This is a genomic window from Pseudomonas sp. SDT291_1_S447 (assembly GCF_054070155.1).
In genome coordinates, this window is record NZ_JBSVXS010000017.1 from 1 (window position 1) to 19,569 (window position 19,569).

A 19,569-nucleotide genomic window follows, 5' to 3' on the forward strand; every position below is an offset into this window, starting at 1 on the left:
CTTTTGATCTTGGTTTCTAAGATCAAGATCAAAAGATCGCAGCCTTCGGCAGCTCCTACAGGGGGAATGTGTGAATCAGGGGACGAGTTGGAAGGCCAGGCGCACGGTGGTGCCCTCGCCTTCGCGGCTGTCGAGGGTCACGCCGCCGCCGAAGCGTTCCATGATGCGTTTGACCAGCACCAGGCCGACACCCAAACCACCCGATTTGGTGGTGAAAAACGGCCGGAACGCCATGGTCCGTTGCTCTTCGTTCATGCCTTTACCCGTGTCGCTGAGCACCACGCACACGCCACGGTCTTCGCTCGGTTCCAGGCGGACGGTCAGTGTGCCGCCCTTGTCCATCGCCTCCAGCGCATTGGCCAGCAGGCTGTTGAGGATCTGTGTCAGTTGCACCGGCTGGCTCAGCACCATGGGCGTGTGCTGCGGATGAAACACCACCTGCACGCCGGCTCTGGCGATCTGCTGTTCAAACGCGACAAGGCTTTCGTGCAGCGCTGCCACCAGATTCACCGGTTCCGGATCATCGTTGAGCGGACGCAGCGATTGCAGCAGCTCGCGCACCCACTTCGACATGCGGTCGACCTGGCCGATGATGTCGTTGATGTTTTTCTCGGCCGGGCCGGCGTCGAACTCCAGCGCCAGTTCAGCGCTGGAACGGATGGTCGCCAGCGGATTGCGCAGACTGTGCGCCACGGCGGAAGACATCTCGCCCAGCGCGACAAAGGTTTCATTGGCGATCAGTTGTTTTTGCTGGGCCGCGAGCAAGATCGCCGCGCGCCGCACGATCCAGTACAGGCCCAGATAAATCAGCCCGCCGCCCAGTGCGGTGGCCAGCCAGATCAGAACCAATCCGCGCTCCATGCGTGCGATCAGATCCTTGGGCTCCTTGTAGATCTCGACCATTGCTGTGACGTTCTTGCCCTCGGCGTCAAACAGCGGAATGTAGTTCTCGATGAAGATGTAGTCCGGTGGCGTGATGAATTTCTGTTCTTCGCGGGCCTTGTCGACATCGTGGTAGCTGGCGGATACGGGAATCTTTTCGTTGAAGGCACGATCGAGGTCTTCGTCGGCATGAATGCTGGTACCGATCAGAACCGGGTTGGTCGACCAGATCACTTGGCGGTCGGGCGCATAAATGTTGGCGAGGATGACATCCGGCAAGTGTTCGATGTGATCGAGAAATTCACCCCGAGCATCAGCCCGGGCTTGCGGACTGACGTCGGGAAAATGCGTGTCCTGACGTGGATCGAGCAATTCGCCCATGGTCCGCACATTGGGAATCGACACATGGCGCACCTCGGCCGAGGCGATCGCCTGAATGAACTGCGCGGTGAGCAAGGCATCGCGTTGCACGCTTTCATCAATGACAAAACGCGTCGACACCGCGCCAAGCGCGATGGCCACGGTACCAATCACCGCCATGCTGATCAGCGAAAACCAGCGCAGCAGGTTGAACGACTGCTTGCGCGAGCTCAAGCGCAGGTTGCCCTCCTCGACCGGAAGCGATTTCGACTGCATGTTCATGGCGGCGACTTCTCTATACGTCCCTATAGGGTTATAGCCCACGGGTGGGGGTTTGCCCGGTTGCGGGGGTATCGCCCCGGTTGAGTTGATCCCACAGACACCGCTAATCCCTTGTAGGAGTGAGCCTGCTCGCGATCGCGGTGGGTCAGCTGAGATTTTTGGTACAGGGAGACCGCTATCGCGAGCAGGCTCACTCCTACAAGGGTTCGGTGTACGACAGGTATTCAGTGTTCATCCCCACCGTCCCCGATTCTGGGGAATGACGCCCTTTCCCCGCTGGCCAAAAACCTGACCCTTCTGCGCGTCAAACCCTCTATCCCGGCCCTCTCCCGCCCATTCATCGCACCTTGGCATGGAAGGTGTACAGGCCCTGTGCAACTGACCCATCCCCAAGGGGCAGGTACTTTGATAGAGGGATTAACTCATGCACCCTTTACTGTCCAAAACCGCGACTGTCCTGGTCGTGAGCGCATTGGCCCAAGGCATTGCCCAAGCCGCTTTGTTTGCTGTTGACCCCGGCCCGTACGCGCCGGCCAACGGTGGTTTCGCCAGTTGGTATCAGGACTCCCACGGTCGCACCCTGGATCTGTGCCTGTCCAAAGCGCTCAGCTCCCGAGTACCCAGCGCCCCCGGCGCGCCGTCGTACATGTGCTCGCTGCTGCCAACCCCCGGTGTATTCGACGACACCCAACCGATTGTCTTCCCGACAAACTTTCCCGACGAAGCGTTCTGGTTCACCGGCGAAACGGCCCTCGTCGACGCCGCACGGGGGATTGATCTGGGCTACGTCAGCGCCATCGAAGCCGCATTCGCCGCTGAAGAGCCGGTCGAGGGCGATCAAGTCAGCTTCGCCCGAATCCGCATTCGCGTCGATGTACCGACCGCCGGCACCTATGTCATCACCCACCCGTATGGCGTCGACGTGTTCAACATCGACACCCCCGGGCGGCGCGCGATCAACATGACCCGCGACATCGGTATCGGTACGCCGAAAACCTATGACGGCGCGCTCAAGGGTGACATCGGCCCGTTCCTGCGCAGCGTCAACGGTCCCTACACCGAGACCAATCCGCTGACCGGTGCCGCCGAACAATTCGTCGGCGACCCGAACCTCAACGAGGCAGTCACCGGCAGCCCGTTCAACACTAACTACGTACGCATCGAAGGCCCTAACGGCCTCGATCTGCGGACGAACGTGTTCGCCGTTTCGGGCAAGTTGTCGACGGTGGTCCGGCCTACGCCAATGATCACCCAGCGCAGCACCTACTCGCGCAAGGCCGGCGACAGCGCACCGGTGGCGCAGCAAGACGTGTTCGTCCTTGCTCCGCCAGCTCCGGGTACGGCGGCCGTCACCAGCAGCACCCCGGTGCTGAACATGACCGAAGCCAACAGCACCGGCAGCTGGTACGCGCAGTCCTCGGTCAACCCGACCTTGCCAACCACTTTGCAAGTGACCGCCGACAACCACCTGGCCATCGCCAGCAGCACGCCGACCACTCTGCCCATGACCCTGACCGACCTGGTGGTGATCCAGAGCGCGCAATACAGCCTCAGCTCCGGACAACTGACCGTGGTGGCCTCGACCAGTGACGAAACCTCGCCGCCGGTACTCACCGCCACCTCCGGCAGCGGCGCCGCCATCGGTGCCCTGGGCGGCGACGGCGCAGTGAAAACCCTGGCCACCGGGATCTCGCCGATACCGCCGGCCAAGGTCCACGTGACGTCGTCCAACGGCGGCAGCGATACCGAAGAAGTGGTCATCGTGCAATGAACGCTCACATGCCCAGATCCGCATCAGGAGGCATCATGAACAAGTGGCCACGCTTTGCGCTCAACGCGCTCGGGCTCGCTCTCTCGCTAACCGGCAGTGCCTATGCGCAACTCGCCGCCGTCGACCCCGGCCCCTACACCTTCGCCACCGGGAAATTCCCGATGTGGTATCAGGACAACAATCTGCTGTCGATGGAACTGTGCCAGTCGCGTGCTGCCAGTTCGCGCGTTGCCGCGACCACGCCACCGGCCTACATGTGCATTCTGCTCGCCGAGCCGGGGATCTACGATGATGCCCAGCCGATGATTTTCCCGGACAACTGGCCGCCGGAAGCCTTCTGGTTCCTGGCCGAAACCACGATTGCCGACAACGCTGCCGGTTATGGTGTGGACGCTTATGTCGCCGGGATCGAAGCGGCATTCGCCTCGGAAAATCCGGCGGACGGTGATCAGCAAAGCTTCGCGCGGATTCGCATCCGGGTGAACGTACCCGTTGCCGGCACCTACACCATCACTCACCCGTACGGTGTCGAGACGGTCAATGTCACCGCGCCCGGACGCCGCGCGATCAACATCACCCGCGACATCGGCATCGGTGCACCAGGCAATTTCACCGGTGCCGTCAATGGCGCCATCGGACCGTTCCTGCGCAGCGTCAACGGCCCGTACACCGAAGTGAACCCGGACACCGGCGCCACGGAAACTTTCGTCGGCGACCCGAACCTCAACGAAGCGGTGACCGGCAGCCCGTTCAACACCAACTTCCTGCGCATCACCGGGCCGGCCGGGACGATCCAGTCAAGCGTGTTCAGCCTGTCCGGCAAAGTGCTCGACAGCCGTCAGCAGACCCAAGTGGAAATCGACCGCGCCACCTATCGCCGCACCGCCGCTGGCGTGCGTGCCGAAGTGTTTGCCAAGGCCAGTAACAGCTCGACCCTGTGCTTCCGCGAAACCGTGGCGCTGCTGCCCGGCCCACCGCCAACGCCGTGCCAGACCAGTCTGCTGGGTGACAACAATGGTCTGTTCTTCGGCCACCGCTTGGGCACTGGCGCGGTACCTCCGGTAGTCGTCGTGACCGCCACCAACCCCGCCGGCACCACGCGTCCGACGGCCGTATCAGCCAAGCTCACCGACGTGGTGAAAGTGCAGACCGCGCGCTACAACTGGGCCAACCATAGCTTGCTGATCGAGGCCACTTCGAGCGATGAAGTGGCGATCCCCGACATGGTTGCCCAAGGCTACGGACGTCTGTCGAAGACCGGCACCCTGCAGCGCATCACCGTCGCCGACCTGACTCAGCCACCCGCTACCGTGACGGTGAAATCTGCTGCTGGCGGTGGTGACACTGAAGCGGTCGTCGTGGTCGGCAGCGCGCCGGACACCGGTGAAAACCAGGCGCCGATCACCAACGCCGACAGCGGCAGCACCAGCTTCGGCGTGCCGATCACCCTCAGTCTGTTGACCAACGACAGCGATCCCGATGGCAACAACCCACTGGGCATCACCGCGTTGACTCAACCGGCCGCCGGTCAAGGTACCGTCGCCCTCAACGGCACCACATCAGTGGTCTACACCCCGCCAGCGGTGGTCAACGCGCCACTGACCACCACCTTCACCTACAAAGCGCAGGACGCCAAAGGCCTGGCCTCGGCCAACCCGGCAACCGTGACGATTACCGTCGCGCCAAACCAGGCACCGACCGCCGTCGCCGACAGCGTCGCCACCCTGGGTGTGGCAATCCCGATCAACGTGCTGGCCAACGACACCGATCCGGAAGGCAACGTGCCACTGGCCGTCAACAGCCTGACCCAGCCCGCCGCCGGACGCGGCACGGTTAGCAGCAACGGCACGGTGATCACCTACACCCCACCGGGCACCGTGACCACGGCATTCACCACGACCTTCACCTACATCGCCCGGGACGCCTTCGGTGCCCTGTCGACGCCGGCCACGGTCACGGTGCAAGTGTCGCCACGGCCAGCAGCGGAAACGTTCGCCGTCACCGCATCGACGGTACAGGCACGCTCCGGCGGGCGCTTCAACTGGGACTTCACCGGCACCTCGTCAGTGACCACCGGCAACACCATAACCGTGCAGGTCACCACCCCTTCCGGGCTGGTCACCCTTGGTACCACCACGGTGCCGTTGACCGGACGCTGGCGGCTGACGCTGAACAACACGCTGGTGGTGCCATCGGCCAACCCGACCGCGACGATCCGCTCGTCTCAGGGCACCGTGCGCACGGTCTCGGTGACCACGCTGTAAGCCTGCGCCCCAGCCACTTGCGGGTGGCTGGGGCGTGCTTCGCAACCGGATAACGCCACACAGGATTTTCGCCATGAACACGCCGACCGCCGCCCTGCTTTGCCTGCTCCTGCTGTGCAGCACTGCGGGCGGGCGCGCCGACGACCTGATGGAAAACGACGACCTGGCCCCGACCAGCAGCGACCTCGGCGAACTGCCCCCACCGGTGGGTCAGCAAGCCCTGATCGATCAACTCGGCCAGGCCAACGTCGCCCTGCTGCAACAGAACGGTCAGTCGCTGCTCGGGCAGATCGTGCAGTCGGGCAGCAATCAGGAAGCGTACATCCTGCAACAGGGCAGCGACTTGATGGCGCTGATCAACCAGAACGGTTCCGGCAATGCCGCCTCCATTACCCAAAACGGCAGCCATAACCGCGCGCAGATTTCGCAAAACGGCAACAACAACGACGCCAGCATCGAGCAGGCCGGCGCGGGGCTGCAAAGCGCCGTGACCCAGTCGGGCAACGGCATGAGCGTTTCGGTCAAGCAATATCGCTAAGCACTGCCAATCATCGGAGAGTTCATCATGTTCAAACTGACGCCCCTCACCGCCGCCATCCTGGTCATGATCAGTGCCCAGGCGATGGCCGACGACAGCCTGTCCAACCAAAGCCAGGTCGGTACCGCCAACATCGCGGATGTGAAGCAGACCCAGGCCCCATTCAGCACCGCTACCCAGACCCAACTGGGCCAAGGCAACGACGCCGCCGCCGTGCAAGACCACGCCACCAGCGTGATCACCCAGGACGCCGTCGGCGACTACAACGCCGCTTACGCCGAACAACTTTACGAAGACAACGCCACCATCACCCAGCAACAAGTCGGCGCCTTCAACACCGCTCACGCCAGCCAGTCGTTGGGCTTCGGCTCACCGAACAGCGCGTTGCAACAGCAGCAAGGCACCGGCAACTTCTCGTTCATTTATCAGGACTCGCAGAACGGCAGCGAGGGCAAAACCTTCCAGTTCGGCGACAGCAACGAAGCCAACATCGAACAACTCTATGAAGGCAGCGGCAACAGTTCAGTGATCACCCAGTACGGCACTGCCAACTACGGCACCGCCGAACAAGTGCTGCACAACGGCGGCCAGATCGGCATCAACCAGGCCGGCGAAGGCAACTACGCCTACGGCGACCAGCGCAACGGCACCGGCGGCAACATCAGCATCAACCAGTTCGGCAACCTCAACGGCACCGAAATCTGGCAGGACGCGCAACTGGCCAGTCAGGCGACCGTCAACCAATACGGTGACAGCAACGAAACCGTGGTCGACCAAAGCTTCGGCGAAAACAACACCGCCGCCGTCACCCAGGTCGGCAACAGCAACGCGATCTACGCCGACCAGTTCGAATCGGTCAACTCGACACTGGCGCTGTATCAGGTCGGTAACGGCAACGTGCACTTCACCTACCAGAACGGCGACAGCCACGTGCTCAACGCCACCTCCGTGGGCAACGACAACAAGGTCTACGCCAGCAACTGGAAAGGCCCGCAATCCGGCGGCCAGTTCGGCAGCGGCCAGCGTGCGACGGTTACTCAGGCGGGCAACGGCAACATCGCCAGCTTCACTCAGGATGGCGTCGGGCAAGTCATGACCACGCATCAGACCGGGACGGGCAACAAGACCACGGTCAGTCAGGCTGATTCCTACAACGAGCTGTACTTTGATCAGAATGGTAGCGACAACATTCTGATCTCGGATCAGCGCGGGACGGGCAACCTGGTGCAGGGGTCTTCGAATGGCACTGGGAACAGTGCCGAGTTTGATCAATCGGGGTCCGGGAACCAAGCGTATACCGCGCAGTTGTATGGCAGTGACAACATGATCACCGTGAAACAGGCGGATACGATGAACGTGGCGTATGTGACCCAGGGGGGGACCGGGAACATTGCCAATGTCGATCAGAGTGGGGTGACGCAGACCGCGAATATTCAGCAGTTCGGGTCAGCTAACCAGGCGACGGTGTTGCAGCAGTAGGGGTTGGGTGTTGATGGGCCGCGATTCTCTGGTGAGGAGGTCGCGGTTTTTTTTGCGCTTACGCTTGAGTTGCGTCCTACGGAAAACGGAACGTTTTCAGAAATTCGGGGAGTTTTCTTACAAGTTCTGGCGGTTGGCCGTCGGAAGTGCAGGCTCTAGGATTTGCCGGGACAACTTGATCCTCATGGAGCTAGGCCTACATGCAATTCATCCAGACAGCGACGACAGCGTTACCGTTAACGAATAGACTTCGAGGCACCAAACCCGGAGGTTCTATGATCGACCCGTCCTTGATCGACCCACTGTGCCCGGTTGTTTCGGATCTTGATCCCGAGGAGCAGGCTGCGAGTTATGACCGTTGGTTTCGGGCCGAAGTACAGGCCTCTCTCGATGATCCGCGTCCGAGTATTCCCCATGAGCAAGTGATGGAGGAAATCAATGCCTTGATGGAATCAATGCGCAAAAGCGCTGATGCAGATTAAGTGGCGACCCAAGGCTCGGGTCGAACTCTCGAAAATCCTGAAGTACATTGGCGAGCGAAATTTTGTAGCGGCGACTGCACTTCACAAGTCCGTCGTAAAAACTACATCTGCGCTTTGTTGGCATCCACACCTGTATCGCAAAGGCCGCTCTCCCGGCACTCGAGAGATTGTGGTAAGCCCGAACTATCTCGTCGTTTATCAAGTGGCGGACCAAATTGAGATTGTGAGCATCTTGCATACGCGTCAGGAGTACCCTCGACGCGACCCCGGTTAAGATCGCTTCCTCGTCTCAACACAAGAAACCGTGCTTCCCGTGGAGGTACGGTTTTTTGATCGTTCCCACGCTCTGCGTGGGAATGGCTCTCGGGACGCTCCAGTTCCAAATTGCGAATTTGATGCAGAGCGTCAGGGGCTGCATTCCTTTGCTGCGCGTGGGAACGATCTAATTAGCCATCCTTCAACTCGACGTGATCCAGCGCTTGATTCACCGCCAATTCGCCCAGCATGACGACTTGAGCGATGCCCAGTGCGGTTTTGCGCTGTGAGGTTTCCAGGGAGGCGGCGAAGTTGATGAGCATTTCGCTGGCCGAGCCGAGGGTTTCGCTGGCGTTGGCGAGCAGGGATTCGGTGTTGTACCTGGGATTGGCGAGGTACATGGGTTCCGGCTCGTTGGCGCTGGACATGATGTGGGGTGTGGGGTGTGGGGTTGAGGTAGAAATCGAGGGCACGGTCGGCGGCTTCGTGGAGTTTTTTGCTGTCGACTGAGGCGTAGGGGGATGTGGTGTTGGTGTCTGGTTCTGGGGGGTTGGGTGTTGGTTTTTTCATGGTAATTCTCTCTCATTGATAGTTTCAGCTGGCCCATTCGACTTCCAGGAAAAATGGGTGGCAGCTGTACGCAGGCTGGAAATCCGGGAGAGAGCAACCCGGCAGACACGAATGTCTCCCGCGCACAACCGCCATAACAGAGTGCACACAATGAAAGTGCGCAAGCATACGTTATGAAAGGCGTATCTGCTCTCTCGTGTCTTCGGGTTTCCATGCCCGGTCGCTGAATTGGCAGCGACGAACACAGGCTAGAGACCGGACGTCCGACGGACAACCTGAAAACCTTGTGGGAAGGTTCCGCCGATTCAGACACTTCTTTAAACACACTTCAGATCGCAGCCCTCACCCTAGCCCTCTCCCGGAGGGAGAGGGAACTGACCGAGGTGTTTGGGAGAGCTACGCCGACGTGAAATACCGCGTTGAACTCAGATTTTGAACGGCCCACAAATCGGCTCCCTCTCCCTCGGGAGAGGGCTGGGGTGAGGGGCAAGAGCACCACAAAAACCAAAGCCGTGCGCGCCGTGCTCTTCACCACTCAATAGGCCGAGTGTCAGCTCGCCTGCTCTTGATCTTGATCCACGGGCGACGTCGGAAGGCTGAGTGGAGGGATTGATCCGGGCGTGGGAGCGCAGCGACCGTTTGGCGCAGCCAAACACAGCGAGAGGAGGTGCAGCGAAGCAAACCGTAGGCGCTGCGCCCGGATCGATCCCGGAGCGAAGGAACCCCGAGCCCCAGCGAGCGGGCCGCACGTAGGAGCAAGCCTTTTGGGTTACCTTTTCGGCGTTTGGAAAAGGTGACCCGCCGTAAGGGCGGAACCCTAAGCAGCCGTTACCGCAGAAACGGATATGTACCCGGTCAACCAGAACTCACCGCCCAGCCAGAACCTGGTCGGCCCGAAGGCCGCCACGTTCACTCCACCTCCGGATCAACCTTGTTCTGGCTCAAATACCGATTCAACACATCATCCTGCGAAGGCACAGAAGCGTCCCCCGCCACCTGCCACAACCGCCGCTCAATCCCCTGCGCCACCATATGCCCCACCGCCGCCTCAATCGCCGACAACACACACAACTGCGCCGGCTCATTCGTCGTATACCCAACCTCAGCCTCAAGCAACTTCTTGAACTCGATAAACTTGAAAATCCCCGCACTGCGCGCCACCGAATAAATCGTCTTGCTGGTCATCACATTCGCCAACACCTGCCCACTGCGCACATCCACCGCACGCAAGTTCACAGTCACCTGATCCACCCGATACTCACGCTGCAAATCAATCCCCAGATACCGCGCCCCTTCCCCACCACTACGCACATTCGTGTCATAGGCGATGATCCCGCCTTCGAGCATCATGTTCGCCGCCTGCAACGGTGGCAGCTCACCCTGAATATTCACCGGCGTATTCGGCTTCTTCTGCGACGCGCGAATGATCTTGCGTTCAGTCAACAGGTTCTGCAGCCCTTCCCGCTCCAGCACGACAAACCAGCCACTGGCCTGCATTGCGTCCATCAACATCGACGCCGCACCCTGAGTCACACTGGTGGAAAACGAACTCGCCGGGGTCGGCTTGTACTGCCCGGTCTGATCACGGAAACCGTACACCACCGCCATCAACCGCCCCTTAGGCCGCGGCATCTTCAGCAAGTCGTAATAAGTCGAAGTCCTTGGAGTCAGGGTCGGGGTTTCGGTGTCCTGCTCGGCCGACATCGGCTCCCGCAGACTGCACCCTTGTAATGTCGCCAACAGCAGCCCTAACGCGATGATCTTTTTCATGTCCGTCACTCCCCGGAACCGTCAGCCCGTCATGGGTTGAGGCCGTTCACCTGAATTTCCGAAACCTCACCGGTCGCTCGATCGGTCACTTCAATGCTCAGTGCCCCGGAGTCGTCGATGACGTTGACGATAAAAGAGTCGGTGGACAGGCTCCCCGTGTTGCCAGTGGAGATGTTGTCCAGCAACTGCCCTAGCAGCCGCGATTGCAATTGACTGGTGAAACGCTCCAGCGCCGAGGTGCCGGCCACCGCCGAACGGCTCTGGATGTCCGGGTCGTCGTGATCGTTTTGCGCCTGGGCGTTGTTGAGCAACCAGGTGCCGTTGAGCGGGTTGCCGCCGAACGACGGATTGACCGGTGTGTAGACCAGTTCGGTGGCCTGGACGGCAGCGGCGCTGGCGAGCCCGATCAACAACCCCGAGATCCAGAATCCGCTGCGCCGTGAGAACGTTGTGCTGTTCATAGTTCGTCCTTCTCAAGGTCGGTGGTGTCCTGCAACAGAGCCTCCAGCTTGCGCTGGACAACCTGGCGTCGAACCCAGTCGGCGGCCGCGTAGGCCTCGTCCCTCAGTTCCACGGTGTTCGGCGGCAGGAAGCGCCGATAAACCAGGCGTTGCTGATATTCCACGGTCACCAGGCTGCCCCAGCGCGCGTCGGGCCGCTCGCGCACCACCAGGTTGAAATCCATCGGGCTGGTGTCGCGCAGGCGTTCACTGAACGAGTAGTAAAAGTCGTGGCCGATGTGCGAGATCGTGTCATCGACGATGAAACCCATCATTTCGTCTTCTTCACCGGCCTGGGCGCAGCTCGCCGCTAGGGTGAAGACCAGCGCGCACCACCAGTGGCGAGTCATGGCTGCAACGCCTGTGGCAGATTCGACTGGCCTTTCGCCGGGCCATTGGTGCCGTCGAGGAAGGCTTTTTCGGCGACGAACTGCCAGTCCGAATAACGCTGCATGCCTTCGAAATCCGACCACTGCGTCGGGAAGCCCGATTGCTTCAAAGGCAGCTCGGTCGAAGGACTGTTGAGGCCGGTGATGCGTCCATCAAAACCACGTTGCAGCGCCCATTCACCCTGACCGATCGGGTCCGGATAGAGCTGACGCAGGTGATGCTTGGCCTCGGGAAAACGCTGATCTTCAAGCAGATCCGCCAGTTCTTTCGGGTACTGCGCCAACCCCGGCGAACTGCGGTAGTAGCTGCGCAGCGCCTGTGCGTACTGAGTGCCGACCCAGAGCAACTGGCGTTCACGGTCACGACGCGAAGCGGTCGACCACAACTCGCCGGCACTGGCCAGGCCCATGCCCATCACTACGATGAGGAACAGCACGCCGAGGTAGGTGAAGCCACCCTGCTGCGCGCGGTTACCACTCGGAATACTGGCTGCCATCACGCGCCCTCCCGGTAGCACCGCTTTTGATATCGGCCACACCACCGGCGACGCCGTCCGGTGGCGCGATCAGTACCCACTGGTCTTTGCGTTCGGTGATCGGATCGAGTGGTGCGTTGCGCAGGTAACGTTGTTCGATCAGTTGCTCGATGGAATCCGGATACCGTCCGGTGTCGCCGTAGAAGTGATCCAGCGCCTCGCGCATCGCCGACAGGCTCTGGCGCAGGGTGGTTTCCTTCGACGCTTCGAGGCTGTTGAAGTAGCGCGGCAGCGCGATGGTCATCAGCGTGGCGATGATCGCCATCACCACCATCAGCTCCAGCAAGGTAAAACCTTTTTCCCGGCGCATGAGGTTCACCACTCGCGGTAGGCGATGCCGTTGAGGCCCTTGCCCCGAGCGTGGGAGTAGACGTCGAAAACGTCCTCGCCATCGCGCGGGTTCTGAGCCGAACTGTTGTAGGCGCGCACGCCCCAACCCCCTTCGTCGTCACGTTTGGCCGGCACCAGCGGATCGCGCGGGATGCGGCGTAAAAAGTAGAACTTGGCGCCTTTGGCACTGCGCACATCGCGCACGCCTTCGACCAGTACTTGCAGGTTCGGCGGGTAGCCGCTGCTGTTCAGCGACTTCTCGATGTAGCCGGCATCGAAGGCGCGTTTGTAGGCGTCGATGCCATCGCGAATCTGGTACAGCGCGTTGCGCAATTCCTGCTCCTTGCCACGCCGCACCAAAGTCTCGGTCAGCGGCGCGGCCATGCTCGCCAACAGGCCGATCAGGGCCAGCGTCACCACGACTTCGATCAGGGTGAAACCGCGTTGGGAGGCGTTCATGATCAAGGCTTCTCGACGGTGACGCGGGTGGTGGCCACGGCCGATTCACCGACGGCACGCGGCTGCGCGGCCGGCGACGGCATCACGTAGCTCTGCGAACGATCCGGGGCCTGAATGTGCATGCTGGTTTCAGTGCCGGTGGAGAATTCCATGTCCGACGGGCTCTGGTACGGCAGGTTGCGCACGATCCGTGGGGTGATCGACAGCACCAGTTCGGATTTGCCGACGGTATCCTTGTTGCTGCCGAACAGCCGGCCAATGCCAGGAATATCGCCGAGGCCCGGGATCTTGTTGCCGGTGGCGCCGTGGTCGTTGCGCATCAGGCCGGCGAGGATCTGCGTTTCGCCGTCATGCAGGCGCAGTGAGGTTTGTGCGTTGCGGGTGTCGACCTGCACCGGGATCGTGCCCTGACGGGTCGGTTCCAGCGGCGTCGCGTTACTCACTTCGAGAGCAATCTTGATCGCCACTTCGTTGTTCAGGTGCACGGTCGGTTGCACTTCGAGCTTCAGACCGACGTCCAGATAAGTGACGCTCTCAGTGATCACCGGGCCTTGAGTCGACGGCACCGAAGTCGCGCTGATGATCGGCACACGCTGACCGATGTGAATCCGCGCCTGCTCGCGGTTGCTCACACGAATCACCGGGCTGGCGAGGGTGTTGATGTCATTGTCCTGAGCGTTGATCTTGGCTTGCGGCGATGGCGAAATCGAAATCCGGCTGGAGTTGATGCCTTTCAGTTGATCAAGCAGGGTCACCGCCGAACCGTCGCTGTTGACCACGCCGAAGGTGTTCGGCCATTGCAGGCCGAGGTCGAGGATGCGTTGAGTGGCGACTTCCATCACTTCCACTTCAAGCACCACTTCCGGGTTGGACTGGTCTTGCGACTGCAGCAGTTTCTCGGCCATGCGCACAGCGTCTTCGGTGTCGCGCATGGTCAGGGTGTTGAGGCGTTCGTCGACGAACACATCGCGGGTCTTGAGCATGGTTTTCACCATGTTGAGCGCGGTGTTGGCGTCGATGCTGGTCAGGTAGAACGTGCGCATCACCAGTTCCTGGTAATCCTTCACTTTCTGCGGCGAGTCCGGATAGATCAGCAAGGTGTTTTCGTTCACCACTTTCTGGTGCAACTGGTTCTGTTGCAGCAGCAGGGTTACGGCGTCTTCGATGCGCACGTCACGCACGAAGATCGTCGCTTTCATGTCCGGGCGCAGGTCTTTGTCGAAGATGAAATTCAGCCCGGCGACCTGCGACAGCACTTCGAAAATGGTCTTGAGATTGGCGTCGCGAAATTCCAGAGTCACCGGACGGTCAAGCTTGGTGCGCAGTTGCGGATAGGCAATCACGTTGCGGCTCTGCACCAGACGAATGTTGCCTTGCAGCGCCAGCGCGCCTTCGTTGTTCGGGTCGAGTTCGAGGATCTGTTTGACCTGCCGATCAGCGCCGTAAATGTCGCCGCGACGCAGGTCGCCACGGGCCAGTTCCAGTTTCTCGTCCATGCTGCGCAGGTAGTCCATCTGCTTCAGGGCATCCTGAGCGCGGCGGTTGTTCGGTTCGATGGTCAGCACGCGGTTGTAGGCCACCCGCGCCGAAGCGAAGTCGCGACGCGAGCGGTCGGTATCACCGGTCGTCAGCAGCGCCGTAATTGCCTTGGCCCGACCGCTGTTGAGCAGTAGGTGCAACTCGGTGTCGCGAGGATTCTCACGCAGGCCTTCCTCGATCCGGGCCAGCCCCGCCTCGTACTGCCCCTGTTCAATCAGGTCGGCGGCTTCCTTGTTGGCCACTTGTGCGGAACTGCACGCGGCCAGCCCGGCACACAGGCCCAGGCTCATCAGCAAACGGCAACGGTTCATTGCGTACTCCCCACAGACAGGGTCTGCGACAAATGCAAAGGCAGGTAGACCAGGCTCAATTCCACATCGGAAATGCCGGTGATCTTCCAGGTGTCGTCGATCACATCCCCGTTGCGCACGACGTAGATCTTTTCGCCGTTCTGCAAAAACACTTGCAGATCGCTGCGGTCATGCAGCCTGCCGACGAACTGAAACGGCACCGGTGGCAGGCTCGGGGCTTGCACCACAGTTGCTGGATTGATGGCCATTTCGGTGACCGTGGCCAGGGTCGGCGCGGCCTTCCAGGATTTGGCCGCGAACAGGTCGCCGGCCGGGCTCAGGTCCTTGATCGGGGCATCTTTGGCCTTGGCGGTGCTGGCCGGCAGCGCGCCCCGGGTTTTCCCCGGCGTGGCGACGGCCACTTCATTCGAATCGGCGTCCTCGGTTGGCGAGAAATATTCCGGCAACCACGCCAGCGCCGCCGCCACAGCGAAGAACGCTAGCCACCCTGTCACGCGTTTGGTATTCATCACGACCTCGACAGGTAAAGGGTCATACGAATCCGGCCATTGAGGTCGGTGTCGCCAATCTTCTTGCGTTGCAACTCAAGGTCTTCCACCACCACCGCCGGCAACTGGCCGAGCAAGGCGTGCAGAAAGCGCCGCAGTTGCGGGTAGCTGCCGCGCACTGGCAACAGGATCTGATAACGCGCCAGATGGGTTTTCGGATCGACGCCGAGTGCATATTCGCCGCGTGCCAGAGTGATGTGTTCTTGCGCTGCGAGGGCGTAGATGCGGTCGATGGCGACGGTGGCTTGCGGCTGCGCCGGCAGTTTGTTGCGGAAATCGTCGAGCTGACGTTGTGGCACTACGGGCGGCGCGATGCTGCCGTCTTCAACCTTGGCCAGGTATGCGGTGGCTTCCTGAGTCTGTTGGCTGAGGTGCTGCAACGATTGCCAGCCCGGCAACAAACTGCCGAGTGCCCAAGCCACGGTGACCAGCAGCAGCGCCAGCCCGGCCAGGCCCGGAACGCCGAGGCCTTGCAGGTATTCGTGGACGATCAGTCTAGGGATTCGCATCGCCAATCTCCCAAGTCGCCGACAGGTTGAATTGCACCGGTTGCTCCGGCGATTTGACGACGATCTCGTGGCTGAGCAGCGACACGTCAGACAGCTCGTCGCTGGCTTCCAGACGTTTGTGGAAATCGAGCATCGCTTGCAGATCCCGCGCTTCGGCACTGATGCGGACCTGGCCTTTGCGCGCATCCGGGGTCAGGGTCAGCAGCGCGACGTCATCGCGCGGCATCGCTTCGAGCATGGCGAACAGGCGTTCCCACGGCCGGCGCAGTTGCTGCGAGACCTTGCGCATCTCGGCGAGGTTTGCCGCTTGCTCGCGGGTTTCCGCCGGGCTCAGGCTGGACTTGGCGCCGCTGTCGCCGGTGAGCTGACGCTGAGTGGTTTGCAGGTGGCCTTGTTGCTGTTCGGTGTGCGCGTCGAGGTGCTGTTGCACACCGAAGCACAGCAGCGCCAGCAGTACACCGCCGCCGAGCAAGCTCCAACCCAACGGGCCGGAACGCGGACGCGGCTGAAAGTCGAGATTGAGCGCGCGCATCTCAGGCCACCGCCCGGGACATGACGTACAAGCCGTCACGCACAGTCATCGAGTCATCTTCAAGGGTGCGCAGTTGCACACCCGCCACGTCCGGATGCGCATCGAGGCGCGCCGGGGCATGCAGATAAACGTTGAACGCGCGTTCGCTGGTCGAGGCTTGCAACTGCCGTTCACGACCGATCAATGCACTCAGCGCCGCATCGCTGTCGCTGCCGCCGACTGAGCGCACGCCGGCCCAGCGCCCTTCCCTTGCGAGCAACAACACGCTGCGTTGCGGCTCGGCGACGACGAACAGGAAGTCGCCGGCATCGAGGCTTTTGTCGAAGCGGTTGAACGCCGCCATCAGATACGGCTGCACCGAGCGCAGACGCAACCCACGAGCGCTGACCAGCGTGCGCAAGCGTTCCAGCAAGTCCTGCGGCAAGGCACTGGCGATGCGGTCGTAACCGGCCGGCTCAGCAGACAGCACCAGACTCCACGGCTGGGTCGGCGCGCCAAACAGGTCTTCAAAACACAGTTGGGCAAAGCCGCGCAGTTCCTCAGGGCTGCTGATCTGCGCGCTCCACGGCACCAGGCAGAAGCGGCTGAAGTGCCCGGAGATGACCACGCTCAATTCGGCCCCGGCGCGGGCGTGTTCACCGAGCAGGCGGTCGAGGGTGTCCAGCGCCACCGCGTAGCTCTGGAAGCCTTCGTCGATGTAACCGACGCTGCCCAGCCACAGGGTCTCGCTGCCGCGCCGCTGACCGAGGCCAACACCGCTGGCGCCGAGCACGGCGACAAAACGCTCACGCGATAAAAGTGACACGATTGATCTCCTCCAGCGTGGTGCGACCTTGTTCCACCAGCTCCAGCGCCGATTCGCGCAACAGGCGCAAACCACGGGCGCAGGCCAGGGCTTTGATTTGGGTGATCGGTTGGCGCTCGACGATCATCTGGCGCAGTTCGTCGTCGAGGTGCAGCAACTCGGCAATCGCCGTGCGCCCGCGATAACCGCTGCCCCGGCAGTGCCCGCAGCCTTTGCCGTGAACGAAGTGGTAGTGATCGACTTTCTGCGGATCGAGGCCAGAGGCGCGCAGCTCTTCATCGCTTGGATTGACCGGCGCGCTGCAACTGGCGCACACCAGCCGGATCAGCCGCTGAGCGAGAATCGCGTTGAGCGCCGAGACCAGGCTGTACGGGTCGATTTCCATTTGGGTGAAGCGGCCAATCACGTCGAAAACGTTGTTGGCGTGGATGGTGGTGAACACCAGGTGGCCGGTGAGCGCCGATTGCACGGCGATCTGCGCGGTGTCCGGGTCACGGATTTCGCCGACCATGATCTTGTCCGGGTCGTGGCGCAGGATCGAGCGCAAACCCCGGGCGAAGGTCAGGCCTTTTTTCTCGTTGACCGGGATTTGCAGCACCCCCGGCAATTGATATTCAACCGGGTCTTCGATGGTGATGATCTTGTCCACACCATGGTTGATCTCGGTGATCATCGCGTACAGCGTGGTGGTCTTGCCGCTGCCGGTCGGGCCGGTCACAAGGACCATGCCGTAGGGTTCGGCGGCGAGGCGACGCAACTGGCGCAGGGTTTCGTCTTCAAAGCCCAGCGCCTGCAATTGCACGCCGCAAACCTTGTCGGCCAGATCCTGTTTGTCGAGCACCCGCAGCACCGCGTCTTCGCCAAAGATGCTCGGCATGATCGATACGCGGAAGTCGATCTGGCGGCCGCTGATGCCAATCTTGAAACGACCGTCCTGCGGTACGCGCTTCTCGCCGATGTCCAGTTCAGCCATGACCTTGACCCGCGAAATCACCTGCTCGGCGAACTCGTTGCCCTGGACTTTGCTGATGTTGTTGAGCACGCCATCGATACGGTACTTGATCACCAGACCGTGGCCGGTGGTGCCGAGGTGAATGTCGCTGGCGTGCATTTTCAGCGCGTCGTAGAGGGTCGAGTTGACCAGTTTCACCACGCTGCTGGCGTCTTCGCTGATGCTGGTCAGCGACAGGCTTTGCAGGGTGTCGATTTCGTTGTGGGTGTCGCCTTGGGCGTTCAGCGATTCGACCGCGTGGAAGCTTTCTTCGTGGCGGGCCAGATAGGCCTTGAGGTCATCGGCGTGCACCAGATGCAGCGGCGCGCCATGCAGGCAATCGTCGATCCAGGCCAGCCGCGCCGGGTCGAAGGGGTCGGCAAACACGCCGATGACTTCGTCGTTGTGGCGCAGCAGGATGAATTCACGTTTCAGGCATTGTGCGAGGGTGACCCGGTCGAACACCGGCGTCGCTTGAAACAGGCTGTCGGTGTCGAGCACCGGGTAATGCAGGGTGGCGCCGAGGGTGTGAATGAACGGCATCGGCGCCAGTTCACAGAGTACGCCAAGGGCTTCGAGGACGCGTTCGCCGGAGGTGGCGGCCCGCGCCCGGGCCTGGGCAAGCTGTTCACTGGAAAAGCGCTCGGGGGCGCATTCGGCCAGCAGCGGTTCGACGACAACGGACAGACGTTCCATGGCTTGCTCTCCAACCGGGGCTTAGAGCCCTGTCGGCGCGGCAAACCTTGGCGGCAAGTGCCGGAACGTCTGATCGCGCCATTACTCCCCGGTGAGCATTTGATCGTCGTCCGGCGCCATGGATTGCGACTGCCGTCGCCGATCCGCCAACACCCAACTGCCATCGTACAACTGCAACGGGAAGCTCTCGATCCTGCTCTGGCGTCGTTCGACGAAGCCCTCGGAAGGGCTCGCACCGGGTTTCGCTTCGCGCTTGATGCCCAGAAGGTCGCAGACAGCTCGGGCCAGTTCCGCCAATGGAAACGGTTTGAACAGGATGTGGCTGACTTGCAGTTGCCGCGCCCGCTCACAGACTTCAGCGGTGGGGTGACCTGTTATCAGCACAAAATTACACGTCCTGTTCTGGCGGACCGCGTCGAGCACCTCAAAGCCTTCCATATCGGGCAAGCGGTAATCGAACACCAGCACGTCGGGGGCGAACGTTTCGGCCAAACCGATACCCGTCGCTCCGTCATGTGCAATCCGGACGTCCAGCCCCTGCGCCGACAGATAATCCTGAAGGTTCTGTGCAAGCAGCTGTTCGTCTTCGACAACCAGTACTTTGTTAACCAAGGTCGACTCCTTGAAACAGCAGGTCCGATGACCCCGCCCTGAGAGTGCGCCTTACCAGGGGTAACGCACACTTCATGCCAGGCTGAGTGCCGGTGATTTTACGTCTTCATGTCCTTGAATTTAATGACAATGCCCGCTCGTCCCGGTACCCCGTTCCCC

The 19,569-nt window shown here is 61.3% G+C and carries 20 protein-coding genes and 1 pseudogene; 6 read left to right on the forward strand and 15 right to left on the reverse strand.

Annotation, left to right across the window (positions count from 1 at the left end; all coding sequences use genetic code 11):
• Window positions 1-75 precede the first annotated feature (75 nt).
• On the reverse strand, window positions 76-1,524 hold the full coding sequence (locus ACW9IR_RS08430; RefSeq protein WP_457462695.1) for a sensor histidine kinase: 1,449 nt from the start codon (window positions 1,522-1,524) through the stop codon (window positions 76-78).
• A gap of 424 nt (window positions 1,525-1,948) precedes the next feature.
• On the opposite strand from ACW9IR_RS08430, the gene ACW9IR_RS08435 reads away from it, so the two are divergent.
• The 6 genes from ACW9IR_RS08435 to ACW9IR_RS08460 all read left to right on the forward strand — a co-directional run bounded on the left by ACW9IR_RS08435 (window position 1,949) and on the right by ACW9IR_RS08460 (window position 8,332).
• The gene (locus ACW9IR_RS08435; RefSeq protein WP_457462697.1) at window positions 1,949-3,295 is read left to right on the forward strand and encodes a hypothetical protein; all 1,347 of its coding nucleotides are present in this window, start codon (window positions 1,949-1,951) and stop codon (window positions 3,293-3,295) included.
• A gap of 35 nt (window positions 3,296-3,330) precedes the next feature.
• Window positions 3,331-5,559, forward strand: coding sequence for an Ig-like domain-containing protein (locus tag ACW9IR_RS08440; protein WP_457462699.1), 2,229 nt, complete (start codon window positions 3,331-3,333; stop codon window positions 5,557-5,559).
• A 73-nt stretch (window positions 5,560-5,632) separates the two neighbouring features.
• A complete protein-coding gene (locus ACW9IR_RS08445) occupies window positions 5,633-6,097 on the forward strand; it encodes a curlin (protein ID WP_457462701.1) in 465 nt (154 codons plus the stop codon).
• Window positions 6,098-6,124: 27 nt separating this feature from the next.
• A complete protein-coding gene (locus tag ACW9IR_RS08450; protein ID WP_457462703.1) occupies window positions 6,125-7,576 on the forward strand; it encodes a curlin in 1,452 nt (483 codons plus the stop codon).
• Window positions 7,577-7,851: 275 nt separating this feature from the next.
• Window positions 7,852-8,058, forward strand: coding sequence for a type II toxin-antitoxin system RelB family antitoxin (gene relB / locus ACW9IR_RS08455; RefSeq protein WP_034152589.1), 207 nt, complete (start codon window positions 7,852-7,854; stop codon window positions 8,056-8,058).
• The gene (locus ACW9IR_RS08460) at window positions 8,048-8,332 is read left to right on the forward strand and encodes a type II toxin-antitoxin system RelE/ParE family toxin (RefSeq protein WP_080761993.1); all 285 of its coding nucleotides are present in this window, start codon (window positions 8,048-8,050) and stop codon (window positions 8,330-8,332) included. Before relB ends, ACW9IR_RS08460 begins: the two co-directional genes overlap by 11 nt.
• A 172-nt stretch (window positions 8,333-8,504) precedes the next feature.
• On the opposite strand, the pseudogene ACW9IR_RS08465 reads toward ACW9IR_RS08460, so the two are convergent.
• The 14 genes and pseudogenes from ACW9IR_RS08465 to ACW9IR_RS08530 form a co-directional block, all read right to left on the reverse strand.
• Window positions 8,505-8,883, reverse strand: a pseudogene (locus ACW9IR_RS08465) (DUF6124 family protein).
• A gap of 909 nt (window positions 8,884-9,792) precedes the next feature.
• Complete coding sequence (locus tag ACW9IR_RS08470; RefSeq protein WP_457462705.1) at window positions 9,793-10,653, reverse strand: CsgG/HfaB family protein; 861 nt, start codon at window positions 10,651-10,653, stop codon at window positions 9,793-9,795.
• 29 nt (window positions 10,654-10,682) lie between these two features.
• Entirely contained in the window at window positions 10,683-11,114 is a 432-nt protein-coding gene (locus ACW9IR_RS08475; RefSeq protein ID WP_095047567.1) for a curli assembly protein CsgF, read from the reverse strand.
• A complete protein-coding gene (gene csgE, locus ACW9IR_RS08480) occupies window positions 11,111-11,503 on the reverse strand; it encodes a curli production assembly/transport protein CsgE (protein WP_457462708.1) in 393 nt (130 codons plus the stop codon). The genes ACW9IR_RS08475 and csgE overlap by 4 nt, the downstream gene beginning before the upstream one ends.
• On the reverse strand, window positions 11,500-12,039 hold the full coding sequence (locus ACW9IR_RS08485) for a type II secretion system protein (RefSeq protein ID WP_122597819.1): 540 nt from the start codon (window positions 12,037-12,039) through the stop codon (window positions 11,500-11,502). Before ACW9IR_RS08485 ends, csgE begins: the two co-directional genes overlap by 4 nt.
• Entirely contained in the window at window positions 12,014-12,388 is a 375-nt protein-coding gene (locus ACW9IR_RS08490) for a type II secretion system protein (protein WP_007919395.1), read from the reverse strand. The genes ACW9IR_RS08485 and ACW9IR_RS08490 overlap by 26 nt, the downstream gene beginning before the upstream one ends.
• 5 nt (window positions 12,389-12,393) lie before the next feature.
• A complete protein-coding gene (locus ACW9IR_RS08495) occupies window positions 12,394-12,867 on the reverse strand; it encodes a type II secretion system protein (RefSeq protein ID WP_102902833.1) in 474 nt (157 codons plus the stop codon).
• Between the two features lie 2 nt (window positions 12,868-12,869).
• Window positions 12,870-14,717 (reverse strand): secretin N-terminal domain-containing protein, encoded by a 1,848-nt coding sequence (locus ACW9IR_RS08500; RefSeq protein WP_150731380.1) that lies wholly within the window; start codon window positions 14,715-14,717, stop codon window positions 12,870-12,872.
• Window positions 14,714-15,226: a hypothetical protein gene (locus ACW9IR_RS08505; protein WP_457462711.1), complete on the reverse strand. Its 513-nt coding sequence runs from the start codon at window positions 15,224-15,226 to the stop codon at window positions 14,714-14,716. Before ACW9IR_RS08505 ends, ACW9IR_RS08500 begins: the two co-directional genes overlap by 4 nt.
• Window positions 15,226-15,774, reverse strand: coding sequence for a GspMb/PilO family protein (locus ACW9IR_RS08510; protein WP_457462713.1), 549 nt, complete (start codon window positions 15,772-15,774; stop codon window positions 15,226-15,228). The genes ACW9IR_RS08505 and ACW9IR_RS08510 overlap by 1 nt, the downstream gene beginning before the upstream one ends.
• Window positions 15,761-16,306, reverse strand: a complete 546-nt coding sequence (locus ACW9IR_RS08515; RefSeq protein ID WP_457462715.1) for a PilN domain-containing protein — start codon at window positions 16,304-16,306, stop codon at window positions 15,761-15,763. Before ACW9IR_RS08515 ends, ACW9IR_RS08510 begins: the two co-directional genes overlap by 14 nt.
• Before the next feature lies 1 nt (window position 16,307).
• Entirely contained in the window at window positions 16,308-17,111 is an 804-nt protein-coding gene (locus tag ACW9IR_RS08520) for a hypothetical protein (RefSeq protein ID WP_457462717.1), read from the reverse strand.
• The gene (locus ACW9IR_RS08525; RefSeq protein ID WP_457462719.1) at window positions 17,092-18,798 is read right to left on the reverse strand and encodes a GspE/PulE family protein; all 1,707 of its coding nucleotides are present in this window, start codon (window positions 18,796-18,798) and stop codon (window positions 17,092-17,094) included. The genes ACW9IR_RS08520 and ACW9IR_RS08525 overlap by 20 nt, the downstream gene beginning before the upstream one ends.
• Before the next feature lie 81 nt (window positions 18,799-18,879).
• The gene (locus ACW9IR_RS08530) at window positions 18,880-19,410 is read right to left on the reverse strand and encodes a response regulator (RefSeq protein ID WP_102902839.1); all 531 of its coding nucleotides are present in this window, start codon (window positions 19,408-19,410) and stop codon (window positions 18,880-18,882) included.
• Between the last annotated feature and the right edge of the window lie 159 nt (window positions 19,411-19,569).